Origin of the sequence: Acidithiobacillus sp. HP-2 (genome assembly GCF_015100155.1) — a bacterium.
Taxonomy (GTDB): Bacteria; Pseudomonadota; Gammaproteobacteria; order Acidithiobacillales; family Acidithiobacillaceae; genus Acidithiobacillus.
Genome location: NZ_JACKZA010000008.1, coordinates 142,292 through 169,287 on the forward strand (window position 1 = coordinate 142,292; position 26,996 = coordinate 169,287).

27 protein-coding genes and 1 pseudogene are annotated in these 26,996 nt (G+C 55.7%); 22 read left to right on the forward strand and 6 right to left on the reverse strand.

The features are described 5' to 3' along the window. From H7F11_RS08220 to H7F11_RS08235, 4 genes are all read right to left on the reverse strand, one after another. Complete coding sequence (locus H7F11_RS08220; protein WP_193651339.1) at positions 1 to 1,377, reverse strand: APC family permease; 1,377 nt, start codon at positions 1,375 to 1,377, stop codon at positions 1 to 3. A 74-nt stretch (positions 1,378 to 1,451) separates the two neighbouring features. Next, complete coding sequence (locus H7F11_RS08225; RefSeq protein ID WP_193651340.1) at positions 1,452 to 2,768, reverse strand: AMP-binding protein; 1,317 nt, start codon at positions 2,766 to 2,768, stop codon at positions 1,452 to 1,454. After that, positions 2,765 to 3,079, reverse strand: coding sequence for a hypothetical protein (locus H7F11_RS08230; RefSeq protein WP_193651341.1), 315 nt, complete (start codon positions 3,077 to 3,079; stop codon positions 2,765 to 2,767). The genes H7F11_RS08225 and H7F11_RS08230 overlap by 4 nt, the downstream gene beginning before the upstream one ends. Further along, entirely contained in the window at positions 3,079 to 3,483 is a 405-nt protein-coding gene (locus H7F11_RS08235; RefSeq protein ID WP_193651342.1) for a PAS domain-containing protein, read from the reverse strand. Before H7F11_RS08235 ends, H7F11_RS08230 begins: the two co-directional genes overlap by 1 nt. A gap of 229 nt (positions 3,484 to 3,712) precedes the next feature. Here H7F11_RS08235 and H7F11_RS08240 point away from each other — a divergent pair, with 229 nt between their 5' ends. The 10 genes and pseudogenes from H7F11_RS08240 (at position 3,713) to rpoS (ending at position 13,306) form a co-directional block, all read left to right on the forward strand. Then, positions 3,713 to 4,624, forward strand: coding sequence for a MerR family transcriptional regulator (locus H7F11_RS08240; protein WP_193651343.1), 912 nt, complete (start codon positions 3,713 to 3,715; stop codon positions 4,622 to 4,624). A gap of 100 nt (positions 4,625 to 4,724) precedes the next feature. Then, positions 4,725 to 5,780, forward strand: coding sequence for a CoB--CoM heterodisulfide reductase iron-sulfur subunit A family protein (locus H7F11_RS08245; RefSeq protein ID WP_193651344.1), 1,056 nt, complete (start codon positions 4,725 to 4,727; stop codon positions 5,778 to 5,780). A 121-nt stretch (positions 5,781 to 5,901) separates the two neighbouring features. Beyond that, positions 5,902 to 6,462, forward strand: a pseudogene (locus H7F11_RS08250) (DUF3833 family protein); the annotation flags it as partial. Beyond that, positions 6,459 to 7,229, forward strand: coding sequence for an SDR family NAD(P)-dependent oxidoreductase (locus tag H7F11_RS08255; RefSeq protein WP_193651346.1), 771 nt, complete (start codon positions 6,459 to 6,461; stop codon positions 7,227 to 7,229). The pseudogene H7F11_RS08250 and the gene H7F11_RS08255, both read left to right, overlap by 4 nt. Positions 7,230 to 7,406: 177 nt before the next feature. After that, positions 7,407 to 8,570, forward strand: a complete 1,164-nt coding sequence (locus tag H7F11_RS08260; RefSeq protein ID WP_031571322.1) for a cation diffusion facilitator family transporter — start codon at positions 7,407 to 7,409, stop codon at positions 8,568 to 8,570. A 169-nt stretch (positions 8,571 to 8,739) separates the two neighbouring features. Further along, positions 8,740 to 10,155, forward strand: a complete 1,416-nt coding sequence (gene glnA / locus H7F11_RS08265) for a glutamate--ammonia ligase (RefSeq protein ID WP_024894771.1) — start codon at positions 8,740 to 8,742, stop codon at positions 10,153 to 10,155. Between the two features lie 138 nt (positions 10,156 to 10,293). Beyond that, the gene (locus H7F11_RS08270; RefSeq protein WP_193651347.1) at positions 10,294 to 10,848 is read left to right on the forward strand and encodes a DUF4124 domain-containing protein; all 555 of its coding nucleotides are present in this window, start codon (positions 10,294 to 10,296) and stop codon (positions 10,846 to 10,848) included. 99 nt (positions 10,849 to 10,947) lie between these two features. Then, positions 10,948 to 11,706, forward strand: coding sequence for a 5'/3'-nucleotidase SurE (gene surE, locus H7F11_RS08275; protein WP_193651348.1), 759 nt, complete (start codon positions 10,948 to 10,950; stop codon positions 11,704 to 11,706). Further along, positions 11,682 to 12,377 carry a protein-L-isoaspartate(D-aspartate) O-methyltransferase gene (locus H7F11_RS08280; protein ID WP_024894773.1) on the forward strand — a complete coding sequence of 232 codons (696 nt, stop codon included), beginning with the start codon at positions 11,682 to 11,684 and terminating at the stop codon, positions 12,375 to 12,377. Before surE ends, H7F11_RS08280 begins: the two co-directional genes overlap by 25 nt. 2 nt (positions 12,378 to 12,379) lie before the next feature. Then, the gene (gene rpoS, locus H7F11_RS08285) at positions 12,380 to 13,306 is read left to right on the forward strand and encodes an RNA polymerase sigma factor RpoS (RefSeq protein WP_193651349.1); all 927 of its coding nucleotides are present in this window, start codon (positions 12,380 to 12,382) and stop codon (positions 13,304 to 13,306) included. Between the two features lie 233 nt (positions 13,307 to 13,539). On the opposite strand, the gene H7F11_RS08290 is transcribed toward rpoS, so the two are convergent. Further along, on the reverse strand, positions 13,540 to 13,914 hold the full coding sequence (locus H7F11_RS08290) for an Mth938-like domain-containing protein (protein WP_193651350.1): 375 nt from the start codon (positions 13,912 to 13,914) through the stop codon (positions 13,540 to 13,542). A 95-nt stretch (positions 13,915 to 14,009) separates the two neighbouring features. On the opposite strand from H7F11_RS08290, the gene alaC reads away from it, so the two are divergent. The 12 genes from alaC to H7F11_RS08345 all read left to right on the forward strand — a co-directional run bounded on the left by alaC (position 14,010) and on the right by H7F11_RS08345 (position 26,221). Continuing rightward, the gene (gene alaC / locus H7F11_RS08295) at positions 14,010 to 15,191 is read left to right on the forward strand and encodes an alanine transaminase (RefSeq protein ID WP_193651351.1); all 1,182 of its coding nucleotides are present in this window, start codon (positions 14,010 to 14,012) and stop codon (positions 15,189 to 15,191) included. A gap of 11 nt (positions 15,192 to 15,202) precedes the next feature. Then, complete coding sequence (locus H7F11_RS08300) at positions 15,203 to 16,513, forward strand: homoserine dehydrogenase (protein WP_193651352.1); 1,311 nt, start codon at positions 15,203 to 15,205, stop codon at positions 16,511 to 16,513. Between the two features lie 43 nt (positions 16,514 to 16,556). Beyond that, the gene (gene thrC / locus H7F11_RS08305; protein WP_010637124.1) at positions 16,557 to 17,687 is read left to right on the forward strand and encodes a threonine synthase; all 1,131 of its coding nucleotides are present in this window, start codon (positions 16,557 to 16,559) and stop codon (positions 17,685 to 17,687) included. After that, positions 17,687 to 18,652, forward strand: a complete 966-nt coding sequence (locus H7F11_RS08310; RefSeq protein WP_193651353.1) for a hypothetical protein — start codon at positions 17,687 to 17,689, stop codon at positions 18,650 to 18,652. The genes thrC and H7F11_RS08310 overlap by 1 nt, the downstream gene beginning before the upstream one ends. Positions 18,653 to 18,979: 327 nt before the next feature. After that, a complete protein-coding gene (locus H7F11_RS08315) occupies positions 18,980 to 20,536 on the forward strand; it encodes a single-stranded-DNA-specific exonuclease RecJ (RefSeq protein ID WP_227485350.1) in 1,557 nt (518 codons plus the stop codon). Further along, positions 20,533 to 20,661, forward strand: coding sequence for a hypothetical protein (locus H7F11_RS16960; protein ID WP_264674711.1), 129 nt, complete (start codon positions 20,533 to 20,535; stop codon positions 20,659 to 20,661). Before H7F11_RS08315 ends, H7F11_RS16960 begins: the two co-directional genes overlap by 4 nt. 343 nt (positions 20,662 to 21,004) lie before the next feature. Continuing rightward, positions 21,005 to 22,103 (forward strand): peptide chain release factor 2 gene (gene prfB, locus H7F11_RS08320; protein WP_193651355.1). Its coding sequence is split into 2 segments (ribosomal slippage): positions 21,005 to 21,079 and positions 21,081 to 22,103, totalling 1,098 coding nucleotides; the frame shifts between segments, so codons are not numbered across the junction. Between the two features lie 36 nt (positions 22,104 to 22,139). Next, positions 22,140 to 23,621, forward strand: coding sequence for a lysine--tRNA ligase (gene lysS, locus H7F11_RS08325; protein WP_319803374.1), 1,482 nt, complete (start codon positions 22,140 to 22,142; stop codon positions 23,619 to 23,621). A gap of 2 nt (positions 23,622 to 23,623) precedes the next feature. Then, a complete protein-coding gene (locus H7F11_RS08330; RefSeq protein WP_024894800.1) occupies positions 23,624 to 24,868 on the forward strand; it encodes a lipoprotein-releasing ABC transporter permease subunit in 1,245 nt (414 codons plus the stop codon). Beyond that, positions 24,861 to 25,550, forward strand: a complete 690-nt coding sequence (locus H7F11_RS08335) for an ABC transporter ATP-binding protein (RefSeq protein ID WP_193651356.1) — start codon at positions 24,861 to 24,863, stop codon at positions 25,548 to 25,550. Before H7F11_RS08330 ends, H7F11_RS08335 begins: the two co-directional genes overlap by 8 nt. A gap of 136 nt (positions 25,551 to 25,686) precedes the next feature. Next, positions 25,687 to 25,953 carry a type II toxin-antitoxin system RelB/DinJ family antitoxin gene (locus tag H7F11_RS08340; RefSeq protein ID WP_010637140.1) on the forward strand — a complete coding sequence of 89 codons (267 nt, stop codon included), beginning with the start codon at positions 25,687 to 25,689 and terminating at the stop codon, positions 25,951 to 25,953. After that, on the forward strand, positions 25,940 to 26,221 hold the full coding sequence (locus H7F11_RS08345) for a type II toxin-antitoxin system YafQ family toxin (RefSeq protein ID WP_193651357.1): 282 nt from the start codon (positions 25,940 to 25,942) through the stop codon (positions 26,219 to 26,221). The genes H7F11_RS08340 and H7F11_RS08345 overlap by 14 nt, the downstream gene beginning before the upstream one ends. 424 nt (positions 26,222 to 26,645) lie before the next feature. On the opposite strand, the gene H7F11_RS08350 is transcribed toward H7F11_RS08345, so the two are convergent. After that, positions 26,646 to 26,996: integrase core domain-containing protein (locus H7F11_RS08350; protein ID WP_193658099.1), on the reverse strand; the 351-nt coding region annotated here is incomplete at its 5' end.

Sequence of the window (26,996 nt, forward strand, 5' to 3'; positions counted from 1 at the left end):
TTATTCATCAACCAGTTCAAGCAGTTGCTGCAATTTCTGGGGTTTGAAGCGGGCCCATAGCAAACCCCAGATCAATATCAATAGCACGAGTAGCACAAACAGCACCGTGGCAGCGCCTTCTCCGCCTGCAGGTAGGGGCCATAAACTGACTTCCAGCACTTTGAGCAGCAGCGGCAGGGAAATGACGGCAACGACCAGGCTGAACCCGCGCCAGACATGTTTTTGTCGAAATAAATACAGAGGCGTAGCAATATTGGCGAGGCTGTAAATCAGCAAAAAAGCCAGTCCGGTAAATGTGCCAAAAGTCCCGACCACGGACAAAATGGAAAAATCGCTCACGCTCACCCCCACTATACTGAACAGAACCAGCATAGCGAGGAGACCCAGGGCGCGGGTAGGGGTACCATATGAGGGGTGCCGGAAATGCAAATACTGACTGATGACTTGATGACCCGCCATGCTGAATAAAATGCGGGAAATACTGTTCAGGGTGGCGATGGTCGCTGAAAAAGCAGCAGTAGCCATGGCCAGATCCGAAAAAATGCCCAGCCAGGGCCTGCCAATAGCCTCGGCAATCCGGTTGAGAGGAGCAGGGCTGTTGCCAATGGCGGTGGGGATGTGGGCAAAGGCCAGAATTTCAATATAGGCCATAGCCACAAAAAACAAGCCGACCATACCCACGGAAAAGAGCATGACCTTGGGAATCGCCGTGCGCGCAGCCCGGGTTTCCCCGGCAAGGTTTCCGGCTGTTTCAAAACCGCCGTAAGCCAACAGCGACAATATTAATGCCTGGGTAAACGGGCCTTGCTGCAGTTGCATAAAATGCCATTGAGCCGGATCCCGCCAGCCAAAATGTCCCAGTGTAAATGCGGCAATCAGCACAATGCAGGCAATGGAAAAAATCTCAACCCAAAGTCCCCAGCGGGCGGAAATTTCAATGCCGCGCCGCGCCAGTCGCCAGGCAATCAGCAGGTACACAAAAGCAATAAGCGCAATCCAGCCGATGCCATGAATGGGCCAGAAAAAGGCCAGGGCCTGCTCCAGAAACAGGCCTCCCAACAGGGGCGCAGCTGCCAGGGCACCAAAATATCCGGCAATCATGACAAAGCCCGCCAGCATCCCGGCTATGGGGTGCAAGGCGCTGCTCAGATAAAAAAACAAGGAGCCCGGAGAAGGGAAATGCCGTGCCAAAATGCCAATTTGCAGGGCGACCAGCATCATCAGCATGCCTATGACGCTATAGGCCAGCCAGGTAAAATTGCCACTGTGCACCGCCACCAGGGAAATGGTAACGGCGGGCATTGCCGAGGGGGTAATGTTGGCGACCGCATGGCCCCAAATTTCACTGGGGCTGACGGACTTGGAGCTGGAGTGCATAAATCGGGATACTCATTGATTCTGACTGTAGTGAAAAATTATAAGGGGATGGCCCTATGAAAGCGATGAGAGCGTTAGTCCGGCCAGTGTGAATACAGCCAGCGCCGACTGGGCTTGCCCTGCGGCACTGGCGCATCGTCCCAGAACCGTGCCGCTGGAATGCACAGCAGATAGGGCTCTTGCCATTGTTTGCGCAATGTAGAGACCTGCTCGCCGGGTACTTTTGCAACGGCGGTCAGGTGCCGTGCTCCTGGCGCGCCAAGGATAATGCTTTCGGCCTCTGGATACTGGTCCGTCAACCGGGCTTCCTCCGCTTCAGGACGGATGCTGTGGCCATTTGCCAGACTGAATCCCCCATCTTCACGGCCGCGCCAAAACAAGCAGCCGTCAGGATCCTGGCTGACTTCATCGCCACTGTTGGTCCAGCTCTGATCATCCTGAATGCTTTGCCAACCCGACGCGGACAGGCGGGCATCGGCTTGCCCGGGTGAATGATAATGGAGGGTTTCGCCACGCAACGCATATTCCACCAGGGAATGTCCCAGGATAAATGGCTGAAACTCTCCGGGAGGTCCCAGCGTGATTCCCGGCCCGGCCTCGCTTTGTCCATAACCCACCCGCAGCGCAGTGCCCTGGAGTTGATTGGCAAGGACTTTACCAATGGGGGCTCCGCCAATGATGCCACCCTGTAAGCTATGCAAGAATTTTGGGGTAAGCAGGCGTGCCATACGCGGAACCGTCAAGAGATGGGTGCAGTCCCGGGGTGGATGGCGGGCGCGCTGTGCTTCTGCCTGAATAACGCTACCTGCCATGCAGGCGGGCAGTAATTCCAGCACACCTGCAAAGGCATGGGCCCAGGGCAGGGTGTTCCAGAGCAGACTATCGGCGCTGAGTTGCAGTGCCGGTAAATGGGTAGCAACCTGCCAATCCAACGCTGCAAAGCTGAGTCGGTAAGCATTTCCGGCTCCCATACTGCCCGAGCTCCACAAAATCAGGGCCGCATCCTGATCGTCATGGATGCCACCTTCCTGGACTTCTTCCTGAACACGATCTGATGGATAATGTATCCACAGTGCGGGCTGGAGCAGTTTCAGGCGGCGCTGGATTTCCAGAGGATGCAGGGTGGGTAGTGGACAGAATATCCAGTCTCCCATCCAGCAGGCCAGCATATAGGCCAAATAAGCGGGACTGTTGGGCAGGCTGACTGCAATTCTGCTTCCGGGGATGATTTTGGCACGACGCCAGCGGGTTTTGATACGGGCGGCTCTGGCCCAGAGCGACTGTCCCGGCCAGGCATGGGTATTACCATTCTGGTGCCAATCCAGCGCAAAACCCTGATGCAGCCCCTCTGCCAGTTGTTGCAGAAATTCATGGCGACCCGACAAGTTCATGACACCAGATCCATATTCATTTGCCTTAACAACAAGTGCAGCTGGTTACGAAAATCTTCGGGAATGTCATTTTCAATGTGCTGGATTTCCCGGTCAACCATTTGCAAAAGCTCAATTTGCTGTTCGCTCAGGAAATTACCACCATCCTGCTGAAAGGCGTTGTTCAGCATTTGCCACAGGCTGTTCAGGCAGACGAGGTAAAGTTGCCGTTGTTCCTGATGTATTTCGGGCAGATCTGTCAGTGCTTGCAGCAGTTCATCGGCATACGCCAGAAACTGGTTAATGACCTGGTTTTCCGCAGGAACCTGCATCAGCCCAGATCCTCATATAACTGAATAATACGATCAATAAAAATAAAAAAAAGCGGACTTTTACGCCTATCGAAAAACATGTGCACATGGGCAGAGATAGGGCGGATACGATAGGTGAACGTATAATAAAAATGCGTGTCCAGAGACCCCTCCTGGATACCCTGACGGAATCGTCCACGAAACAGGCGGCTGGCCGTGCAGGGTGCTACTTCCGTGAAAAAATTACGCCCCAGAACTTCGTCCGCAGACAAACCACTGAGTCGCGCCTCTGCTGCGTTAAAAATTTTTACCTGAGCGTGACTGTCCAGAGCAATGATGCCAAAACTCTGCCGGTCAGCCATTTGCGCATTGATCTGGTCGGGGTTATTCAGGATGGCATCTGCAACAAAAGTGTGGGCTAACATTCACGTTCCTTGGACAAAGATACAATAACAGGCAGAACAGCTTCAGTGTCACGACCCTGTCTAGTAGCGGAGTTGCTGCCAGAAGCCCTTTAGTTCATAGGTTTTCATGATTATTTATGGGGCGATACATCCTGTAAACATGTGCAGAAACCTGTATAACAATGATAGAGTAGATTACTGTTCAGGGTCCATATGTCAATAAGGCGTCATATACAAAAAGGGAACGGTTGTGGATATCAGCACGGATGAAACAGAAGTACCGCAATTTCCAATCAGTGTGGTTGAGCAGGAAACCGGTATTTCCAAAGAGTTACTGCGCATGTGGGAACGGCGATACGCCTTTCCGGTGCCGGGTCGGGATGCGGCAGGTAACCGTCTGTACAGTCGCGCGCAGATTGAGCAGTTGCACCGGATTAATCAATTACTGGCAGCAGGGTATCGGCCGGGTGCCGTGGTGGGTGCCGATGCGCAGAAAATCGACAACCTGGTGGCTGAAATTCCTGCGCAGCACTCTGCACCCCACGAAGATCCTGCAGTGCTGGCAGAAGCTCTCAATATGCTGGCCTCCGATCGTCCAGAGCTATTGCGTAGTTATATGCGCCGCCAGCTGCAGCAGGAAGGACTCCCCCGCTTTGTGCTGCAGGTAGCCGCGCCTTTGCTGCAGCGCGTCGCCCGCGCCCGGATGATGGGCGAAATAAAGCCTTATCGGGAGGGCTGCCTTCAGGAACTGCTGATGGAATGTCTCTACGTCGCGACCAGTCAGTTGCCGGGTGGCGAAACCCGCCTGCGGGTTTTGCTGGCGAGTTTTCCGGGAGAGGGCCGTACGCTGGAATTGCAGATGACCCGCGCCCTGCTGATGGGTGAGGGCGTGGATGTTTTGTTCATTGGTTCGGAGCCTGAAGTGGATGATTTGATTGCGGCGGCAGAAGCCTGTCATGTGCAGGTGATTCATCTGGCAGTATCGGCGGCTTCAGTCAATGTGCAGAATCGCCAGCTATTACATGATCTGCAACGGCGCATGCCTGCGGGAGTTAGCTTATGGTTGGGGGGTAGTGGTTGCCAGGAGCTGGGAGCTGCAAAGGATGAATCCTGTTTTGTGCGTTTGCAGGATATGTTGAGAGCCATTCGCGAATGGGTTTGAATATGCTTTGCAGTGACTAACATTTGTTTACTACAAATGATTGACAAAGTCATGGGCGTGGTCTAGATTTCAACCGTTGATTGAATTCCAGGAGCGTGTCATGGCAAACACCGATTCAGTGCTGGTAGTAGGAGCGGGTCCCGCAGGTCTTTCAGCAGCAGCCACCATTGCCTCCATGGGCAAAAATGCCGTCATCGTCGAGAAAGAAGATGTGCTGGGTGGCGCCCCCATCATTTCAGGGTATGCGCGTCTGGTCCCCTCGGGTGAATGGGCCAAGGACGCCATCGGTCGCATGGTAAGCAGGGTCACCGGCAATAAAAATGTGGCGATTCATACTTCAGCCAAAGTAACCCGGTTTGAAGGTGAAGCAGGCTATTTTACGGCGACTTTGAGTTCCGGTGAGAAAGTAGATGCGGGTGCGGTGGTTCTGGCCACCGGATTTACGCATTTTGACTCCATCAATAAACCCGAATGGGGGTTCGGCACCTATGAAGATGTGCTGACCACCACCCAGATGGAACAGATGGTCGCAACCGGACAAATTCGTTGTCCCTCGGATGGAAGAGTCCCGGAGCGGGTCGCGATATTGTTGTGTGTAGGTTCTCGCGACCGCCAGATCGGCAGAGAGTGGTGTTCCAAGATCTGCTGCACAGTTTCGACTAATCTGGCTATGGAAATCAAGGAGATGTCACCGACCACCGATGTGTTCATCTATTACATGGACATTCGTACCTTCGGTCTTTACGAAGACAGGTTCTACTGGAAAAGCCAGGAAGAATTCAAAACCAAGTTCGTCAAGGCTCGTATTGCCGAAGTAACGAAATCTCCGGATGGACGCTTACTGGTCAAAGGCGAAGATACCCTGGTTAAACGTCCTATCGTTATTCCCATGGACATGGTAGTGCACGCTATTGGCATGGATCCTAATGCACTGAATCCTGAAATTGCCAAAGTGTTTGGTATCGGTCTTGAGAAGCACGGCTTTATTGATCGCGCCGAGCAATATACCAACACGCAAGGAACAACCCGCAGGGGCATTTATGTTTGTGGCGCAGCTACAGGTCCTGAAACCATTGATGATTCGATGGCACAAGGCCAGTCTGCGGGTGCCCGGGCGGTGGCTGACCTGTATCAATTGCTGGCGGCCTCTGCCTGATTTTCCGTTATTTTTGAGTTTTCTCCAGTTGTGGATTCTGGTGGCCTTGAGGGATGCTATGCATCCCTCTTTTTTGCTGTATAAAGATGTTTAAACAGTATTCACAAATTCCAGTGACAGGCGCGCTATGAAACTATACGAATCATCACTTCCGGTATTTCATATCAATCAATTTTTCAATGGTCCTGCGGTGGCTACGGGAGTTTTTCAGGACCGATCAGGTAAGGTGGTCAATCGCTTTATCATGTATTTATTGGGGACGTGGCAGACAGATTCTGTCGGTTCCCTGAGCGAAAAATTTCTGTTTCTGGATAATGACGGTAAGGCCAGTTACGCTGAGCGTTTGTGGCAATTACAGGTGACTGGTGCCCATAAATTTACCGCAACTGCACAAGGTTCAGCAGGAGATATTGTGGGGCTTGCTCAGGGAGAAGCCGAAGGGTTTGCCATGCGCTGGCGGTATACGGTAAGACAACCGGTGGGTAAACGGTTTTTCAATTTGCGTGTGGATGACTGGATGTATCTGATTGATAAAGATCATGTCATTAATCGGAGTAAAATGCGTTTTTTAGGCTTTTTTGTGGGTGACGTGAGTATTGAAATCCATCGCTTGGCAGATACGCCAGAAAATCGGAAAGCCATGCTGCAGTTACCGCGTGTGGACGATACGGTGCCCGTATGAGCGATAAGTCCTGTTGGCAGGGTAAACGTTGCTGGTTGATCGGGGCCAGTACGGGAATCGGTGCTGCCTGTGCCGAAGCGCTGAATGCCCAAGGTGCCCGGCTTGCGCTGACGGCGCGCAATCCAGCCAAGCTTGCGGACTTGGCCGCCAAACTGGGTAACGATTACACCCTGGTTTGCCCCGCCGATGTGATGACTCCGGATGAACTACACAAAGCCTATACAGATATTCGCGAACAGTGGGGCGGTCTGGATGTGCTGCTGTTTCTTGCCGGCACCTATCAGGCCGCGCGGAGCTGGGAACTCAATCCGGACCAGGCCCGTCAGGCCATCAGCACCAATTATCTGGGCGCGGTAGATGCGGTTCATACGGTCCTTGCCGATTGGCTCGTGGCCGGACAGGGGCAGATCGTCCTGACCTCCAGCGTTGCTGGTCTGCGTGGTTTGCCCCAGTCATTATATTACGGACCCAGCAAGGCGGCACTGACCCATTTCGCCGAAGTCCTGCATCTGGATCTGGAACCCAAGGGGATCAAGGTTCAGGTCATTCATCCCGGTTTTGTTGCAACGCCCCTGACCGCGCACAACGACTTTCCCATGCCCAATTTAATCAGCCCCGAACAGGCAGCCACGGAAATTCTGGCGGGTATGGAAAGCAGCGCGTTTGAAATTCACTTTCCCCGCGCCTTTACCCGCAAGCTCAAATTTCTGCGCTGCCTGCCCTATCGCTGGTATTTTTCGTTGATTCATCGTTCTACGGGGCTGTAGAAAAACGGCGTCAAAAGCCAAGGACCAGCAAAAGCCCTTCATCAACAATGACGGTTGAAATGTTGCAACCGGCCAAAACCAACCAGTAATCCCCACTTATCCCGCACACCCATTTCCGGCTATCATGTCGCCACCAAAGCACCAGAAGTGTCCCAACAACATCAGAGGTCAGGAAGCGTGACAGAAACCATCAGCCGCAGCGATCGCGGTAAAAAGAATATGCGGGTGACCCTGATGGGGGCGGGGACCAATCTGGTGCTGTTTTTTACCAAGTTGGCGGGGGGCATTTTCGGTCACTCCGATGCTTTGGTGGCCGATGCGGTGCATTCCTTATCTGATCTGCTATCGGATTTGGGCCTGATTCTGGCCATGCATTTCAGCAGCCAGCCACCGGATCAGGAACATCCATACGGACATGAGCGTTTCGAGACGCTTGCGGCACTGGGCACGGGTACGTTGCTGGCGCTGAATGGCACGGGTATTGGCTATGAGGCTGTGCAACGTCTGGTGATTGGACATTACGGGATGCCTGCGGTCTGGACTCTGTATATTGCCGCCTTTGCCATTTTCGCCAAGGAAACCCTCTATCAGATTACCATTCGGGTGGCGCGTAAAACCCGCTCGGCAGCGTTACGGGCCAATGCCTGGGATCATCGTACCGATGCGATTTCCAGCGTCATTGTGTTGATTGGTATTGGCGGAAGCCTTCTGGGTGCCCCTTATCTGGATTCGGTGGTGGCTCTGATTGTGGCCTTGATGGTGCTGCGCATTGGCCTGGTGACCGCCTGGGAGGCGCTGCAGGAACTGGCAGACCGGGGGCTGGACGATGCGGTTTTAGCGCAAATTCGCGAGGTGATTCTGGGTTGCGAAGGGGTGCGCGACCTGCACCTGCTCAAGACACGCAAGGTAGGGCATCAGGCTCTGGCTGAGGTGCATTTGCAGGTAACCAATCCGCTGCTCAGTGTCTCCGAGGGGCACCAGATTGCCGAGCGGGTGCGTATGTCCCTGTTGCAGGCGGTAGATGATCTGGTGGACGCCACCATTCATATTGATAGTGAAAATGACGAAGAGGGTGGTGCCGTTCTGCCGCCGCGCAGTGTCATTGATGAAAAGGTGGAATCCGTATTGCTGGCCCGTAATTTGCCTTTACCTCAACAAATGACCTTGCATTATCTGAAAGATGGTGTGGTGATTTGCCTGCGTTATCCTTTTCCGCCTGCGGCGAGTCTGGAGAGTCTGCAAGCACAGGAAAAACAGATTCAGGAAGCCTTGCAGGGAAAGGTTTCCGGCCTGCAGCGGGTAGATGTCGCCTGGCAGACGTCTGCCACGGAGAAGGAATGAGCGGTTGTGCACAATGTTGGTGCAAAGCGTTTGATTGCACTGTTATGGGGTGCTAATTTGGTGCAATAATCCACCAGGATTCTGGGGGTGCTTCATTTGAATGTGGTATCAGTTTTGCATGCTTAATGGTATTCAGTTCGTACATATTTCTTGATTGGAGGAAAAGCAGATGGGTCACAGCCCGAAAGATGTGCTGAAGTTGATTAAAGAAAAAGACATCAAATTTATTGATTTCCGTTTCACCGACACCAAGGGCAAGGAGCAGCATGTTTCTGTGCCCTCCCACACCATGGAAGAAGATACTTTTGTAGAAGGCAAGGCCTTTGATGGTTCTTCCATTGCTGGCTGGAAAGGGATCAATGAATCCGACATGATTCTGCTGCCTGATCCTGATTCCGCCGTGCTTGATCCTTTTACCGACGAAGCGACCCTGAACATTCGTTGTGACGTCATCGAACCGGCTACCGGTCAGGGTTATGAGCGCGATCCGCGTTCAGTGGCCAAACGTGCCGAAGCCTATCTGAAAAGTACCGGCATTGCCGATACTGCTTATTTTGGCCCGGAAAATGAGTTTTTTGTCTTTGATTCAGTGACCTGGAATATCGACATGAGCGGCTGCGGCTACAAGGTCGATGCGGAAGAAGCTGCCTGGAATTCCGGTAAGGAATATGAATCCGGTAACATGGGCCATCGTCCCGGTGTGAAGGGCGGATATTTCCCGGTACCTCCGGTGGATTCTGCGCAGGACCTGCGTTCAGCCATGTGTCTGGCCCTGGAAGAAATGGGCCTGAAGGTGGAAGTCCATCACCACGAAGTGGCTACTGCCGGGCAGCATGAAATTGGTGTGGGCTTCAGCACCCTGACCCGCAAAGCCGACGAAGTACAGATTCTGAAGTACGTGATTCACAATGTTGCCGCCGCTTACGGTCAGACCGCAACCTTCATGCCCAAGCCCATTGTCGGTGACAACGGTAGTGGCATGCACGTCCATCAGTCGCTGGCCAAGGACGGCAAAAACCTGTTCTCGGGTGATTTGTACGGTGGTTTGTCGGAACTGGCCATTTATTACATCGGCGGCATCATCAAGCACGCCAAGGCCATCAACGCGCTGACCAATCCCAGCACCAACAGTTACAAGCGTTTGGTCCCCCACTATGAAGCGCCGGTGTTGCTGGCCTATTCGGCAAAAAACCGCTCTGCTTCTATTCGTATTCCCTTCGTCAACAGCCCCAAGGCGCGGCGTATTGAAGTCCGCTTCCCGGATTCCACGGCCAACCCCTACCTGGCTTTTGCGGCGATGATGATGGCCGGTCTGGATGGTATTCAGAACAAGATTCATCCCGGCGATGCCATGGACAAGAACCTCTATGATCTGCCCGCCGAAGAGCAGTCCAATATTCCGGGCGTGGCTGCTTCTCTGGAAGAAGCCTTGCGTGCTTTGGAAGCGGACCATGAGTTCCTGATGAAGGGCGGTGTGTTCAGCCAGAGCTGGCTGGAAGGTTATCTGGATGTGAAATGGGCGGAAGTGCAGGCTCTGCGCGTTACTACCCATCCGGTGGAATTCCAGATGTACTACAGCCTCTGAGCCCATAGCGGGCGATCTGGCCCGCTGTTTTGCACAGGTAAAGGCCTCGCAGCATGCGGGGCCTTTTTATTGCTGCGCCTTGACAATCATGAGCGGGGCGACCATATAAGTTGCGCTGGATGATGGGGAGATCGGTTGATGAAAAATGCAAGTATTTGTGGTGGAGCAGGCACTTTCGTGCGCCGCAGTGTGATGATGACTCTGCTGCTGGCCGGGACTTTCAGTGTGCTTGCCAACGCAGAAACCATATATCGCTGGGTGGGTAGCAACGGTGTGGTAAGTTACGGAGAAAATCCGCCCGCAGGCGCTAGGGGGGTTGAGCAAATTGCCGTTGCGCCTCAGCAATCGGTGAGTACGCCTGCAGAGGTTCAGCGCCCTCCGGAAGTGGCCCCGAATGTTCAGCCCAAAGTAGACAAGCCGGAGCTGAATGCGAGTAATCCTGCCCGTAAACGGCTGGAAGCCGAATTGGCGGCGGCGCGTCTGCAGTTGCTGCAGGCGACCCATAATTATCAACAGGGTAAAGCTGTCCGCACCGGTAATGAAAGAAATTATGCCCGTTATTTACAAAGGGTAAATGGTCTGAAGCAGGAAATGGATAACGCCCAAATGCGGGTTATGTTATTGCAGCACCAACTGGAACAGCTTCCCGAAACGACTATGCCCGCATCCATGCAAGGACATCAGGAGCACTGAGTCGGGTTGTGGTCTTGTCCCGATTAAGAGCCGGGATAGACCGGCAACACCTTCGTGGCTTAGTATATCAGCCTGGATAAAGACCGTCAGGGAGATTAGATGCCACGTTTCTTGCTCAGTAACGATGACGGATATCTGGCACCGGGACTGGCAGCACTGGCCCAGGCAATCACCCCTCTCGGCGAAGTCGAGGTTCTGGCACCTGAGCAGGATCGCAGTGGCGCCAGCAATTCCCTGACCCTTGACCGTCCCCTGCGCATGCGTACCGGCCTCAATGGTTTTCACTATCTGGTCGGCGGTACCCCAACGGATTGCGTGCATCTGGCGGTGACCGGTCTTTTTGCCGAAGCTCCGGATATGGTGGTGTCCGGTATCAACCGGGGCGCCAATATGGGTGACGACGTGCTTTACTCCGGTACCGTCGCCGCAGCGACCGAGGGTCGTTTTCTGGGGCTGCCAGCCATTGCCGTCTCCCTGGCGGGTCGTGATTGCAGTCACTTTGAAACGGCGGCCAGAGTCGCTGCCACCCTGGTCACCGGCGTGCTCAGCCATGCGCTGCCTGCAGATACCATTCTCAATGTGAATGTGCCGGATTTGCCCTATGAGCAAGTGCGGGGCTTGGAAGTCACCCGTCTGGGGCGACGCCACAAAAGTGATATGGTGATTCCTGCTGCGGATCCACGCGGCGATCCAGTCTACTGGATTGGCCCTTCCGGGCGGGAAGCAGACGCCGGGCCGGGTACGGATTTTGATGCGGTACGCCGGGGCTATGTCTCCATCACCCCCCTGGATCTGGATATGACCCGATACAATTTTCTGGAAGGCTTAAGTCAGTGGCTGCGCACTTGCCAGTCCTGAACCCGGAAGTAGGAATGATTTCTCCCCGCACCCGGGGGAGGATGGTGCTACGCCTGCGGGCGGCGGGTATTCGTGATGAGCGGGTGCTGGATGTGATGAATCAGGTGCCGCGTCATCATTTTGTGGCTCAGGCCCTGGCGGGACGGGCCTACGAACTGGTCTCCCTGCCCATTGGTTATGGTCAGACCATCTCCCAGCCGTGGACTGTGGCGCGGATGATGGAGGCTATTCTCGAAAACAACCCGATTCCCCGACGCATTCTGGAAATCGGGACCGGTTCTGCTTATCAGACGGCGCTTCTGGCGGAACTGGGGGCGGAAGTGTTTACTGTGGAACGCATTGGTCCCCTGCATCATCATGCGGACAAGGTGCTGAGCCGACTGGGTTATTCCCAGGTACATCTGTTGCATGGTGATGGTAGTGGCGGCTGGCCGGAGCAGGGGCCGTATGATGCCATTGTGATTACGGCGGCGGTTCCTTGTGCTTTGGCCCCCTTATATCGCCAGTTAAGGCCTGGCGGTCGCCTGGTGATGCCGGTGGAAGATCGGGGCAAGCAACATTTGCAGGTCAGCCATTGGGATGGTCATGAAGCCCGGATCAGTCATCTGGGTGACTGTTTTTTTGTTCCCTTACTGGCTGGTACGGTTTCATTAGCCTCTGGAGAGTGTTAAGCATGAACGACGCGATCAGAGAAGAGGAAGAAGATCTTTCCGTGGAGACGGCAGATGAGACGCCGGAAGCTGCCGAGGAGGATTACGGCGAGGCCCCAGACTGGGATGCTACCCGCTGTTATCTGAGGGAAATCGGTCATAATCCGTTGCTGACGGCAGAGCAGGAAATTTCCCTGGGGCGGCTCGTTCAGGCGGGTGATGCGGCCGCGCGCAGCACCATGATCGAGAGTAACTTGCGTCTGGTGGTCAAATTGGCCAGACGTTACATCCACCGTGGTCTGCCCCTTCTGGATTTGATTGAAGAGGGGAATCTGGGCCTGATTCGTGCCGTGGAAAAATTTGATCCGGAAAAGGGTTTTCGTTTTTCGACCTACGCTACCTGGTGGATACGCCAGAATATCGAACGGGCCCTGATGAATCAGACACGCACCATTCGTCTGCCCATTCATGTGATGAAAGAACTGAGTAGCGTCTTGCGTGCGGCACGCTGTCTGGGTCAGACCCTGCAGCGCGACCCAACGCCTGAGGAAGTAGCGGCGGCCATGGATCGGCCTGTGGACGAAATTCGCGGCTGTCTGGAAAACGACGGCAAGGTGACCAGCCTCGATGTACCTCATGGTCGAGAATCTGAGCGCCCCCTGGCCGATGTGATTGCTGATATGGCAAATCCTGGCGTTGAAGCGGCTTTTGCTGAGCAGGATTTGTCCCTGCAGATTCATCAATGGATTGGTGCCATGTCTGAAAAACATCGGCAGGTACTGTTCTGGCGCTTTGGTCTGGATGGTACGGAGGGGGCGACTCTGGAAGATGTTGGTAACCGTCTGGGTATCACCCGGGAGCGGGTGCGGCAGATCCAGGTGGAAGCCTTGCTGGCGTTACGTCACCGTATTGAAGAAGAAGGTCTGACCACAGAATCCCTGTTCGGGTGAGGCAGGCTCCGGCAGGCCGGTGGCGGGGAGGCTTTGCAGCGACTTTGTCCCGCGCCGTTGTTGTTCCTGGTGAAATCCTGCGCCCGTCAGGAGAGCTGTCTGAGCCCGCAGGGCGAGTTCTCTCCTGACAGCAGGATGAGCCTTGGAACAACAGGCAAGGGACGTTGGAGCAAAAAGCCTCCCCGCCACCGGCCTGCCGGAGCCTGCTCTTGAAAACCGCTGGCCAAAACATTTCAGGCCTCTGGATGCATCAGGGCGGCCAGCACCATGCGGTCTTCGGCCATTAAAATATTGTAGGTCCGACAGGCTGCGCTGGTATCCATGACTTCCACAGGAATGCCGGCATCGCGAAGGGCTGCCATCAGTTGCAAAGGAAAATGCTGTTTTTTGCCGGTGCCCAGGAGCATGACGTCCGGCTTGCGGGCGAGCACTTCGGTAAAATGCCCCAGACCGAGCCCTTCAGCACTCTCCGGCCCCCAGGGGCTCTGCAGCCAGTCCGCCGCTACCAACAATCCATGGCGGTAATGCTGGCCGCGAACTACGATGCCGTCTTGTCCATAGCCATTGATGAGATTGTATTGGGCGTCCTGTTGCAGGTGTAATTTCATGACTTTCCTCCATGATGCGGATTGACAGGCCAGCGTAGCCTCTCTATTGTTCTTCGGTTTCGGTATTCACGACAACCCTTGAAGGCCTGTGTCCCATGAACAGTGATTTTGAACGTATCCGCCGTCTGCCTCCTTACGTGTTTAATATTGTCACTGACCTGAAAAATCAGGCCCGTAAGCGCGGTGAGGATATTATCGACTTTGGCATGGGAAATCCCGACCAGCCCACGCCCCAGAATATTGTCGATAAGCTCTGCGAGACCGCCCAGCGCGGGGATACCCATCGTTACAGTGTATCCCGGGGTATTCCCCGGCTGCGGCGCGCTATCACGACCTGGTACGAACAACGCTTCGGGGTGGCTCTTGATCCCGAATCAGAGGCCATTGTGACCATTGGTTCCAAGGAAGGTATCGCGCATCTGGCCCTGGCTACCATGGGCCCTGGGGATACGGTGCTGGTTCCCAGTCCGACTTATCCCATACATCCCTACGGTTTTGTGATTGCCGGAGCAGACGTGCGCCATGTGCCGATGCTGCCAGGTGTGGATTTTTTCGAGGAACTGGAAAAAGCCGTCAAGGCCGCCTGGCCCAAGCCGAAAATGCTGGTCATCAATTTTCCACACAATCCCACGGCAGCGGTGGTCGATCTGGATTTCTTCAGGCGGATTGTGGAATTTGCCAAGGAGCATCGCATCTGGGTGGTGCATGATCTGGCTTATGCTGACATCGTCTTTGATGGCTATAAGGCGCCCAGCTTTTTGCAGGTGCCGGGGGCCAAAGATGTGGGGGTGGAATTTTTCACGCTGTCCAAGAGCTATAACATGCCCGGATGGCGGGTCGGCTTTGCCGTAGGCAATCCCAAGCTGGTGGGTGCCCTGGCGCGCATGAAAAGCTATCTGGATTACGGCACCTTCACCCCCATTCAGGTGGCGGCCATTACAGCACTGGAAGGCCCTCAGAATTGTGTGGAAGACATTCGCCTGATGTATGAACAGCGCCGCGATGTGCTTTGCGAAGGGCTGGATGCAGCAGGTTGGGTGGTGGAAAAGCCCAAGGCAACCATGTTTGTCTGGGCGCGTATTCCGGAAAATCTGCGCAAAATGGGCTCGCTGGAGTTTTCCAAGCTGGTGCTGGACCGGGCCAAGGTGGCGGTCAGTCCCGGCATTGGCTTTGGTGAACTGGGTGATGAATATGTGCGTTTTGGTCTGGTGGAAAACGAACATCGTACCCGTCAGGCCATCCGTGGAATCAAACAAATGTTCCGTGAGGATTTATGATGAGCGACAGCATGGATCCTGTCCGTATAGGTATTCTGGGAATGGGCACTGTCGGTCAGGGCACGGTGCGGGTGCTGGCACGTAATGCCGAAGAAATCACCCGTCGGGTCGGTCGGGATTTACGGGTAGTCCATGCTGCGGTGCGTAATCCGGCGCGTCTGGAAGCATTGGGCCTGCAGGCGCGGATCAGCACCGATCCCTGGGCCGTGGTGGGCGATCCGGAAGTGGATGTGCTGGTGGAAGTCATGGGCGGTACAGGGCTGGCCAGGGAACTGATTCTGGCAGCCATTGCCGCAGGCAAGCATGTGGTGACAGCCAATAAAGCCCTGCTGGCTGAACATGGTAACGAAATTTTTGCCGCCGCCCAGCAACAGGGGGTGATGGTGGCCTTTGAAGCAGCCGTAGCCGGAGCCATTCCGATTATCAAAGCCATCCGCGAAGGTTTGGCCGGTAACCGCATTCAATGGCTGGCGGGGATCATCAACGGCACCAGTAACTATATTCTGACCCAGATGTTCCGTGAAGGCTGGGATTTTCAGCAGGCGCTGACCGAGGCCCAGCGCCTGGGCTACGCCGAAGCGGACCCCGGACTGGATGTGGACGGGGGAGATGCAGCCCACAAAATCACGCTGATGGCCTCCATCGCTTTCGGCATCCCGGTGGACTTCGCTCACTGCCATGTCGAGGGCATTCGTGCTCTGGAGCGGGATGATGTGGTGTATGCAGCAGAACTCGGTTATCGCATCAAGCTGCTGGGTATCTCCCGGCGTCGCGCCGATGGTGTGGAACTGCGCGTTCATCCGACCCTGATTCCCGAAAGTCATTTGCTGGCCAATGTCGAAGGACCCTTCAACGCCATTCTCGTCGAAAGCGATGCGGCCGGACAGAGCCTGTATTACGGGCGCGGTGCGGGCGGTGATCCTACGGCCAGCGCGGTGGTGGCTGATCTGGTGGATGTGGCCCGGACGATGACGGCCGACCCCAGCAACCGCGTGCCGCATCTGGCCTTTCAGCCGGATGCCTTGAGTGCCTTGCCGCTGCTGCCCATGGCCGAAGTGGAGAGCGCCTACTATTTGCGCATTCATGCCCATAATCGTGCTGGTGTTTTAGCCCAGGTGGCGACCATGCTGGCGGAACACCAGATTTCCATTGAGGCTTTGCTGCAAAAAGAATCGCCGGAAGCCGATACGGTTCCCATCGTTCTTTTGCTGCACCGTTGCCGCGAAGGCGATCTGGAGCAGGCCATCCGCCGGATTGAAGCCCTTCCGGTAGTGGCTCGTCCCGTTTTACGGCTGCGTGTCGAAAGTCTGGCCGAACAGTGAATCCGCTTTCCGAATCCATTTTTTATTGCTTCAGGAATTAGTCATGACGCGTTACACCGGTATTATTGATCGTTACCGTGATTTTTTGCCCCTGGCTCCGGATACCCAGGCAGTCAGCCTCGGTGAGGGGAATACACCGCTCATCGAATGTCTGAATCTTCCGCGCCAATTGGGGGTGGATATCCGCCTGTTTCTCAAATTCGAAGGGCTGAATCCCACCGGTTCTTTCAAGGATCGGGGCATGACCATGGCGGTGACCAAGGCCAAGGAAGATGGCAGTGAGATGGTCATCTGCGCTTCTACGGGAAATACTTCTGCGGCTGCAGCGGCCTATGCGGCGCGGGCCGGAATGCAGGCTTTTGTGGTGATCCCGGAAGGGAAAATTGCTTTGGGCAAGTTATCTCAGGCCATGATGCACGGCGCGTTGGTCTTGCAAATTCGCGGCAATTTTGACGAAGGCATGCAGATTGTGCAGGAGGTGGCTGCCAATGCGCCCATTACCCTGGTCAATTCCGTGAACCCCTACCGTCTGCAGGGACAGAAAACCGCTGCGTTTGAAATTATCGAGGCCTTGGGCGAAGCCCCTGATTATCACGTATTGCCAGTAGGTAATGCAGGTAATATCACCGCGCACTGGATGGGTTATTGCGAAGCCACCGATGGCCGTGCTGATGCCTCCCAGGTGTTGACCACGGCCTGCAAATTCTGCAATGGGGTGTGTCGCTATGGTCATGGCAAACCCGGAAAACGTCCGAAGATGCTCGGTTTTCAGGCAGAGGGCAGCGCGCCGTTTATGGCCGGTGAGTTTGTGAAAAATCCGGAAACCATTGCGACAGCCATTCGTATCGGGCATCCCATGTCCTGGGATCAGGCGCATCGGGTGCAGGAAGAAAGTGGTGGCTGGTTTGGCAGCCACAGCGATGCCCAAATCCTCGAAGCCCAGCGCTGGTTAGCCAAATTTGAAGGCGTGTTTTGTGAGCCTGCCTCCGCCACTTCGGTGGCGGGCGTTGTTGCCGCTGCCCGCGCCGGAAAAATCGAGGCGGGGGCCACGGTGGTTTGCACGCTTACCGGACATGGTCTCAAGGATCCCGACACGGCCATTTCCCAGGGCGGCGAGGTGGTGACCGTCAATGCCACTCTGGATGCGGTACAGCGCGCCATACTGGATCGCTGATGGCCGATGTCTGCCTCTGGCTGTCGGGGTTGCACGGCATGCCGGAGGAGGACCTGGGCGCAGTATTACCGCGCTACTGGGGGCGTGGGCAGCGCGAACAATTGGTGGCTGAATCTTCTCTGGAAGTGGCCGGTCATTTGCTGGGCTTTGCTGGCGCACTCCCGGCGGCGGCGCTCCTGGCAGAAGCAGAAGGGATAAATACCGTCGGACGTTGGGTCATTGCTCTGGAGCCAGTGGCTTTTCGCGGTCAGGCAGGGCGGGCGGTATTGCAGCCGTTGCCGGGTCTGGAAGAAAGTGATGCGGTGGCGTTGTTTGACGCTGCGGTCGAATTTTTGGCAGAAACACCCTGGATTTTACAGCGTGGAGCGCGGCGCTGGTATGTGCTGAGCAGTACAAGTCCCGATCTGCACTGTCCTGATCCGGAACAGGTGTGGGGCCGTGAGCCTCTGGCTTTGCAGGTCACTGGGGCGGATGCCCGGCGCTGGAATGCGTTTCTCAATGAATTGCAGATGTTTCTGGCGGCCCATCCCGTCAATCAGGATATCCATGCAGTGGGAATGGAATCCTGGTGTTTGTTCTGGGCCTGGGGGGAGGGCCGCTTGCCGGAACAGTGTCCGCTGACAAAGTGGCAAAGTCTGGCGGCGGAGGCCGATTATCTTCAGGCCGCTGCTGCCTGGCTTGGGTTACCGCTCGCTTATCCCAAAGCACTGCAGGCAGCCGGTAAACTTCCTGATAACCTGCTCTGGGTCTGGTCCGGAGCCTGGTTGTATCCCGATGCAGCAAAATCATTCGCGGCGCTGCATCCTGCCCTGCAAAACTTCTGGCGCAGGGGTGGAACTCTGCAATGTTTGACCGGCGTGCTCGCCCATGGTGGGGTAGAGCGCCTGACCCTGCGCAGTGCTGACCGCTGGCGCTTCTGGCGCAGGCCAACCCGACCGGGTCATGCGCTTCCAGGGATTTGGTAAATGGTTGTGAAAATATACGGGGTGGCCTTGGTTAAAGGAGCGCGATAAGTTGCACGGGGTCAACCAGAACAAGGGTAGCGCGTGATGCCAGAACCCATAAGAATCATCGACAGGCCATTGTCGCCAGATGTTTTTAGTGCGGCCGCTGCTGCTGGTTATACGCCTCTGCAGTCGCGCATCATCGCGGGTCGACTGGGTGACGAGGATGCGGGAAGGGTGGGATTGCTTGTGCGCCCGCCGCTGAGTGCGCTCGATCCACCGGACCGTTTACCCGATATCGGCGTCGCCGCCGAGGCAGTTGCGAGCGCTGTGAGACAAGGGTTGCCGTTGATTCTGCTGTCGGACTTCGACTGTGACGGAGCGTCCGGGCACGCGGTACTGAAGTTTGCGTTGCGTGACTACTTCGGTGTGCCCGAACACCGGATACACAGCTACATTGGCCATCGACTGCGGGAAGGGTATGGCGTTTCGGAAAGCGTCACCCAGCGGATTCTGGACTCGGCACCGCGTCCTGCACTTGTCATTACTGCGGACCAGGGCAGTTCGGACCATGACCGTATCGAGAAGCTCCGCGATCATGGCTTTTCGACAATAGTGACGGACCACCATGGAGTTCCAGAGCAAGGCCCGCCGCACGCCGCCATCGCCTGTGTCAATCCCGTCCGCGCGGATTCAGGCTTCGCCGATCCCTACATCGCGGGCGTGCATGTGGCCTGGCTACTCTGCTGCGCGGTACGACAAAGGCTCATCGACTGGGGGCACCTTCCGGCCAATGCGCCCCGTCTGGGTGGCCTTCTTGACCTGGTTGCCCTGGGAACCATGGCGGATTGTGTGGATCTGGCCCGCTCGGCGAACAACCGTGCGGTGCTGACACGCGGTCTTGCCTTGATGAATGCGCCAGAGGCGCGCCCTGTGTGGCGTGCCTTGTACCAGGTTTCCCGTTGCAGCGGCCCGATTACAGCGGCGACATTGAGTTTTACCTTCGGGCCGATCATCAATGCCCGGGGCAGGCTGGATTGCGCACTGGGGGCCGTCGACCTGTTGATGTGCGACGACGAGGCGGAAGCCATACGCCTAGCGCATGTTTTGGTGGAGCACAATAGCGAGCGCAAGCGGGTCCAATCCAAGATGCTGCGCCGTATCCTGCCATTGGCGGAGGAGCAGGCGGTGGACGGGGCTATGGCCATTACCGTGTTCGATCCGGAAGGGCATCCGGGCGTACATGGGGTCTGCGCTGCCCGTCTGGTGGAAGCCTATGGACGGCCTGCTGCCTATTTCTCGCCCAAGCAGGAGAGCGAGCATATCACCGCTTCGCTGCGTACCGTGCCCGGATTTCATATCCGCAACGCCCTTGCAGGGATTGCAGAATCCTATCCGGACGACTTCGTCGCCTGGGGCGGTCATGCAGGTGCGGGCGGAGTCACCTTGAAACGGGAGGGATTTGATCGTTTCGCGACAGCCTTCAATGCAGCCGCAACCCGCGCCCTGGCAGCGTGGACCCCGGGCCCCCGGATACTGAGCGATGGGACGCTCGAACAGCTCCCAAGTTTGGAATTGCTCAAAGAGCTCGCGCTGTTGGAGCCTTTCGGTCGGCAATGGGAGGCACCCATCTTCTGTGCGGAAGGCCAGATTCTCAGTGTGCGTCCCGTCGGGGACGGTACCCACCTCAAATTGTTGCTGGGCATCGGGCCAAATCGATTCGATGCCATCTGGTTTGGGGCGGTCCGCGACGGAGTGTGTCCGGTGGAAACGGGGCAGCTTGTCCGGGTGACTTTCGAGCTGGAGGCCAATACCTTCAGAGACGAGACGTCCTTGCAATTGCGCGTCCGCCATGCGGTGGTTATTGCAGGAAACCCGTTGATGGTTCAGCGAGTAGCTACATGAATGCAGTAGAAATTGAGACGGCCATATCAGAACTCGCCTGTCAGCCTTTTGATGCCGTGGAGTTCCCTTTTGCGTTCCTGGCCGCTTTCGGCAATAAGGACATGGCTGTCAGACAGCGCTGGTGATTAGCCATTTTTCAGCAGAAATCAGCGTTTAGATTGTTCGCCTTTTGGAACCTCGGTATTTCGCTGATGCACATAATATTTCAACGGATTAATGATTCATTTTCCGCGAGATGGGGTGGTAAACACCTGATGCTGACAGTTGGCAAACGAATGACGCTGATTAACATGCCGGGTGGAAGGCTTGCAGGTAGAAAACTGGGTAACGGCATGACCTGCTCTCAACACCGTCAAAACTCCACTGGAGATCAGCACCGAAACTGCGCATAATTACGGGCTTTGTGTGCTAGGTGAACGGCCTGGCGCGGGGTTGATCCCGGCGCAGTCCGCTCGAAAAGGAAAAATCATGAGAGAAGTGAATGAGATGCGTGCTTTGCACGAAGATCTCCAGGCCCGGGTGATCGGCCTGAGGGGGTATCTTTGACCTCGAAGAAAAGCGTGGCCGTTTAGAAGAAGTTCAGCGCGAACTGGAAGATCCGGGCATCTGGACCCAGGCTGAAAAAGCCCAGGAACTGGGACGGGAACGAGCGGCTCTGGAAGCCATCATCGGACCGATGGACAAGTTGAGTGCCAGTCTGGCGGACGGTAACGAAATGCTGGAACTTGCGCTCAGTGAGCAGGATCAGGAACTGCTGGCTTCGGTGGATGCCGATCTGGATACGGCCCTGGCGATGGTCGAAAAACTGGAATTTCAGCGGATGTTTTCGGGAGAGCATGATGCTTCCGATTGCTTTGTCGATATTCAGGCGGGGGCGGGCGGCACCGAAGCCCAGGATTGGGCAGAGATGATTTTGCGCATGTACTTGCGCTGGAGTGAGCAGCACGGTTTTGCTGCGGAACTGGTGGAAGTCTCGGAAGGAGAAGTGGCGGGTATCAAGTCGGCCAGTATTCACGTCAAGGGCGATCATGCCTTCGGCTGGCTGCGTAGCGAAACCGGTGTGCATCGTCTGGTGCGCAAATCGCCCTTTGATTCAGGAAATCGTCGTCATACCAGTTTCGCCAGCGTGTTCATTTATCCCGAAATTGACGACAGTTTTGAAATCGAAATCAATCCCGCAGACCTCAAGGTGGATACCTACCGCGCCAGTGGTGCCGGTGGGCAGCACGTCAACAAGACGGATTCGGCCATTCGGATTACCCACGTCCCGTCGGGCATTATTGTCGCCTGTCAGACGGATCGTTCCCAGCATAAAAACCGCGCCGAAGCCATGCGCATGTTGCGCTCCAAGCTTTTTGAAATGGAAATGAAAAAGCGTGATGCGGAAAAACAGGCGCTGGAAGACAGCAAGAGTGACATTGGCTGGGGGCATCAGATTCGTTCTTATGTGCTTGACCAGTCACGGATCAAAGACCTGCGCACCGGGGTCGAAGTGGGAGATACCCAGAAAGTTCTGGATGGGGCACTGGACCTGTTTATCGAAGCGGCACTGAAGGCCGGCTTATAAAATGCAGTCACGCACAATTGGCGCGAGGAGAACAAAGTGGATCATGAACTGAATGACCAGATGCAGGTACGCCAGGACAAGCTGACCCAGTGGCGGCATGAGGGACAGGCCTACCCCAACCACTTTCGGCGCGATGCCCTGGCGGGAGATCTGCAGGCGCGTTATGGGGATATGGATGCCTTGGCGCTGGAGCAGGAGCCGATCCAGACCCGACTGGGCGGGCGCCTGATGACGCGGCGGGTCATGGGTAAAGCCAGCTTTGCCGACATTCAGGATCAGTCCGGACGTATTCAGCTTTTTGTCAGTCGTGATGCCCTGGGGGAAGAGCACTATGCGCGTTTCAAGGCCCTGGATTTTGGCGATATTATCGGCGTGGAAGGGACTTTGTTCCGCACCAAAACCGGCGAACTGTCCCTGAAAGTCCACACTCTGCAACTGCTCAGTAAAGCCCTGCGCCCCCTGCCGGAAAAATGGCATGGGCTGAGTGATCCGGAAACCCGCTTTCGGCAGCGTTATGTGGATCTCATCGTCACCGAATCGGCCCGCCGGACGTTTCAGATCCGGGCGGAAACTGTGGCCGCTCTCCGCGAAGGCTTGCGCCAGCGCGGGTTTTTTGAAGCAGAAACGCCCATGATGCATGTCATTCCCGGTGGCGCCACAGCGCGTCCTTTCATGACCCATCATCATGCCCTGGATATGACGCTGTACCTGCGCATTGCCCCGGAACTTTACCTGAAGCGCCTGGTAGTGGGCGGTATTGAGCAGGTCTTTGAAATCAACCGTAATTTTCGTAATGAAGGGGTTTCTACCCGCCATAATCCGGAATTCACCATGCTCGAATGGTATGAGGCCTATGCCGATTATCGGGATGCCATGGATTTGACCGAAACCCTGATTCGCGCTGCGGCACAAGCGGCCTTGGGTGACACCCGGATTCAGTATCAGGGCCTGGAAATTGACTTGGGCAAGGCTTTTGTGCGGATGAGCGTGAGCGAGTCGGTGCGCGCCTATAATCCGGATCTGGTTGACGCCGATCTGCGCGATCCGGAAGTCCTGACTGCCAAGCTGGCGCAGTTGCGCGTGCCCTGTGAGGCTTCCTGGGGCTGGGGCAAACGGCTGATCGAAATTTTTGAAAAGACCGTGGAATGTAATTTACAGCAACCGACGTTCATTACCGAATATCCTCTGGAAGTCAGCCCCCTGGCGCGCCGTAATGATCTGGATCCGGAGGTGACCGACCGCTTTGAGTTGATGATTGCCGGACGTGAGCTGGCCAATGGTTTTTCGGAGCTCAATGATCCCGAAGATCAGGCCGCCCGGTTCCGCGCCCAGGTAGAGGCCAAGGATGCCGGTGATGAAGAAGCCATGTTCTATGATGCCGATTATATCCGCGCCCTGGAGTATGGAATGCCACCCACTGCGGGCGTCGGGCTGGGTATTGATCGTCTGGTCATGTTGCTGGCGGATCAGCCCAGTATTCGTGAAGTCATTCTCTTCCCGCACTTGCGACCGGAATAATCATGCGCCCTTATGAGTTGTGGATCGGGTTGCGCTATACCCGGGCCAAAAGAAATAATCATTTCATTTCTTTTATTACCGGAACGGCCATCCTCGGAATGGTCATCGGGGTAGCCGCCCTGATTGCGGTCATGGCGGTCATGAATGGTTTTGACCACACCCTGCGTTCGCGGATCCTGGCGGTGACATCCGATGTCATCATTCAGGGCAACGGGGTGCCGGTCATGGACTGGCAGACCGCTACCCGACGTTTGTCGCGGGTGCCGGATGTGACTGGCGTGGCACCCTATGTGCAGGCGCAGGCACTGATTTCCCATGATGGTCTGGTCAGTGGAGCGATGATTGAGGGCATTGATCCTGCTCTGGAAGGGAGAGTGGACAAGCTGGCCAAGGATATGAAAGTAGGCAAGCTGCAAAGCCTGCAAAGTCATCCCTGGAGTATTGTGCTGGGTACGGCTCTGGCCCGGCAATTGGGAGTCACCGTAGGCGATAGGATCACCCTGATTTCGCCCCAGGGCGGAGTCACCCCTCTGGGCGTGAGTCCGTCCTTGCGCCAGTTTACCGTGGTCGGTCTGTTTTCTGTGGGTATTTACGCCTACGACAGCGGCATGGCGTACATCAATCTGGGGGATGCCCAGCGCCTTTATGGGCTGGATAAAGGGGTGACCGGCCTGCGTATGCAGATCAAAAATCCCTTTGATGCACCGGCTTTTGCCGCCCATCTCCAGAAACAACTGGGGCCCGCCTTTTATATTCAGGACTGGACCCAGACCCATGAAAACTTTTTCAAGGCCCTGAGCATGGAAAAACTGGTCATGTTCGTCATTTTATCCCTGATTATTGCGGTGGCGGCATTCAACATTGTGGCGACCCTGGTCATGGTGGTGACCGACAAGGAAACCGATATTGCCATTTTGCGCACTCTGGGTGTCACGCCACGCAGTATCATGCTGATTTTCATGGTGCAGGGAGCGGTAATCGGCCTGGTAGGGACTTTACTGGGGGTATTTTTTGGTGTCCTGCTGGCCCTGAATATTCCCACCCTGGTGCCCGCCCTTGAACAATTACTGCATACCCAGTTCATCTCTCCGGAGGTGTATTCCATCAGTCAGTTGCCCTCTAAGCTCGAACCCTGGGATGTGGTGCATGTAGCTGTGGCGGCCCTGATCATGAGCTGGATTGCCACCTTGTACCCCTCCTGGAGGGCATCACGGGTCGCCCCGGCGGAGGCTTTACGCTATGAATGATGAATTGGTTCTGTCCGTAGAGCATTTGCGTCAGAGTTTTGCCATTGGCAGAGACAAGCTGGAAGTCATCCGCGACGTCAATTTGCAAATCCGCAAAGGCGAAAGCCTGGCCATTGTCGGCGCATCGGGGCAGGGTAAAAGTACCCTGATGCATCTGATGGGGGGACTGGAAAAACCCACAGGGGGCGTGGTCCGTATTCTCGGTCAGGAAATCTACAAACTCCGGGAATCTGCGCGCAGCCGCCTGCGCAACCAGAGTGTCGGCTTTGTGTATCAGTTACATCGCCTGTTACCGGAGTTTACCGCCCTGGAAAATGTGCTCTTGCCGCTCCTGATTCGTCGGGTGCCCCGGCATTCGGTACAGGCTTGGGGCGAAGAAATTCTGGCACGAGTCGGTCTGGGTGAGCGCTTGCAGCACAAGCCGGGCATGTTGTCCGGAGGCGAAAGGCAGCGGGTGGCCCTGGCCCGTGCCCTGGTAACCCGACCGGCCCTGCTTCTGGCGGATGAGCCGACGGGAAATCTGGACAGCGAATCGGCCGAGAGTGTCCATGACCTGATGCTCAGCCTGAACCGGGAATTGGGCACCGCGCTGGTTATTGTCACCCACGAGCCCGCGCTGGCGGCACATATGGGGCGGGTGTTGCGCCTGCAGAATGGTGTGCTGCAGACACTTGAAAGCTGATCCATTCCCGATGGTCCAATAAACTGCCGAAATCTCCGACGAACGAAGCAGGGGGAGCGATCCAGCGGCGGCCTTTGATTTGTAGTCACAAGAAGACTACATTAGAAACTCTGAAACCGATTTATGGGAAATCACCATGAGTACCACCGATACCTATGTCCGCGCTCGCATCGACACTAACACCAAGGAACGCGCCGCCGAAGCCCTCGAAGCGATGGGCCTGTCCGTCTCTGATGCTATTCGCTTGCTGATGTTGCGCATAGCCGATGAGCGCCGTTTGCCTTTCGAGGTAAAGGTACCTAATACGACTACCCGCAAGGCCATTGCCGAGCTGGAGGCCGGGAAAGGGAAGCGCTTCGCCAGCGTTGATGATCTGATGGCAGACCTGCATGCGGACGATTGACCGGTCTTCATCATTCAAACGTGATTACAAACGCGAAGCCAAAGGACAGCACCGGGCCACACTGGATGACGAACTGAAGCCCGTATTGGTGGCGTTGGCGACTGACCAGCTGCTTGATGCCAAATATCGCGACCATGACCTAAGCGGCGATTGGGCAGGTTACCGGGAATGTCACGTAAAGCCCGATTTGCTACTGATCTACCGCAAGTCGAATACCCATACGCTCAAGCTTGCACGGCTTGGCTCACACAGCGAGCTTTTCAGTTAAGCAGGTGCGGCCTGCAATCGAACACAGCGTGCTCGCAATCAACGGGAGTTTTCGGGGCACTTGGGCGCAATTTTGGCAAAGTGCCAGAAATCACGGTATGGCCACAGGCTGAAATGCCTTTATTGCTGGTGATTGAATAGGTCAGACCAGCGGATTATCAATCCGGGGGTCTGAATCATGGTCGTTACTGTAACCAGACAACGCGACTGATCGATACCGCTCAGAACAAAAAAGCCATTGTTGGTAGACGAATCACTTATTTCCCAAACCTTTTGCCTTAATCTTGGCGTTGATGTTCTGTATTTCTCTTTTCGAGGTGAGTGCATCAATAGTGTCCAAGTCTGGTATCTTTTCTTTTGCATATTCGGATATGGCTCGCTGAGTAGGCGGCGTCTGTCAAGGTAGTTGTCGCGTCCCCCATTTTTTAAGTAACCTTTTTATCCTGCCGCTGCGGGTTCAGATCTACCGCACCGACGGGTGTCCAATTGCGTGTGTGGCCTGACCAGCGCGCTGGGTTTCTCGCCTTGGCCGCCTCATAGAGGTCATGGCGCCTCGTCAGCAGTGCATGATCCTCGCCCCGATGGCGCTGGGCGGGGGTGACGAAGCGAATGCGGCTGTGACGATGCTCATGGTTGTACCAGGCGATGAAGTCACGCACCCAGATCCGGGCAGCTTCAAGGCTTGCAAAGCCGCTTTCCGGCCACTGTGGGCAGTATTTCAGCGTCCGGAACAGCGACTCTGAATACKGKCTCTTATACACATCTCCGAGCCCACG

Coding starts and splice junctions, on each gene's coding strand:
- H7F11_RS08335 (WP_193651356.1), top strand. CDS start 24,861: ATGAATGATGAATTGGTTCTGTCCGTAGAGCATTTGCGTCAGAGTTTT.
- H7F11_RS16960 (WP_264674711.1), top strand. CDS start 20,533: ATGAATGCAGTAGAAATTGAGACGGCCATATCAGAACTCGCCTGTCAG.
- H7F11_RS08230 (WP_193651341.1), bottom strand. CDS start 3,079: ATGCAGGTTCCTGCGGAAAACCAGGTCATTAACCAGTTTCTGGCGTAT.
- H7F11_RS08220 (WP_193651339.1), bottom strand. CDS start 1,377: ATGCACTCCAGCTCCAAGTCCGTCAGCCCCAGTGAAATTTGGGGCCAT.
- alaC (WP_193651351.1), top strand. CDS start 14,010: ATGAACAGTGATTTTGAACGTATCCGCCGTCTGCCTCCTTACGTGTTT.
- H7F11_RS08345 (WP_193651357.1), top strand. CDS start 25,940: ATGCGGACGATTGACCGGTCTTCATCATTCAAACGTGATTACAAACGC.
- H7F11_RS08290 (WP_193651350.1), bottom strand. CDS start 13,914: ATGAAATTACACCTGCAACAGGACGCCCAATACAATCTCATCAATGGC.
- H7F11_RS08255 (WP_193651346.1), top strand. CDS start 6,459: ATGAGCGATAAGTCCTGTTGGCAGGGTAAACGTTGCTGGTTGATCGGG.
- H7F11_RS08340 (WP_010637140.1), top strand. CDS start 25,687: ATGAGTACCACCGATACCTATGTCCGCGCTCGCATCGACACTAACACC.
- H7F11_RS08300 (WP_193651352.1), top strand. CDS start 15,203: ATGGATCCTGTCCGTATAGGTATTCTGGGAATGGGCACTGTCGGTCAG.
- H7F11_RS08310 (WP_193651353.1), top strand. CDS start 17,687: ATGGCCGATGTCTGCCTCTGGCTGTCGGGGTTGCACGGCATGCCGGAG.
- glnA (WP_024894771.1), top strand. CDS start 8,740: ATGGGTCACAGCCCGAAAGATGTGCTGAAGTTGATTAAAGAAAAAGAC.
- rpoS (WP_193651349.1), top strand. CDS start 12,380: ATGAACGACGCGATCAGAGAAGAGGAAGAAGATCTTTCCGTGGAGACG.
- H7F11_RS08245 (WP_193651344.1), top strand. CDS start 4,725: ATGGCAAACACCGATTCAGTGCTGGTAGTAGGAGCGGGTCCCGCAGGT.
- surE (WP_193651348.1), top strand. CDS start 10,948: ATGCCACGTTTCTTGCTCAGTAACGATGACGGATATCTGGCACCGGGA.
- H7F11_RS08330 (WP_024894800.1), top strand. CDS start 23,624: ATGCGCCCTTATGAGTTGTGGATCGGGTTGCGCTATACCCGGGCCAAA.
- H7F11_RS08270 (WP_193651347.1), top strand. CDS start 10,294: ATGAAAAATGCAAGTATTTGTGGTGGAGCAGGCACTTTCGTGCGCCGC.
- H7F11_RS08225 (WP_193651340.1), bottom strand. CDS start 2,768: ATGAACTTGTCGGGTCGCCATGAATTTCTGCAACAACTGGCAGAGGGG.
- H7F11_RS08235 (WP_193651342.1), bottom strand. CDS start 3,483: ATGTTAGCCCACACTTTTGTTGCAGATGCCATCCTGAATAACCCCGAC.
- thrC (WP_010637124.1), top strand. CDS start 16,557: ATGACGCGTTACACCGGTATTATTGATCGTTACCGTGATTTTTTGCCC.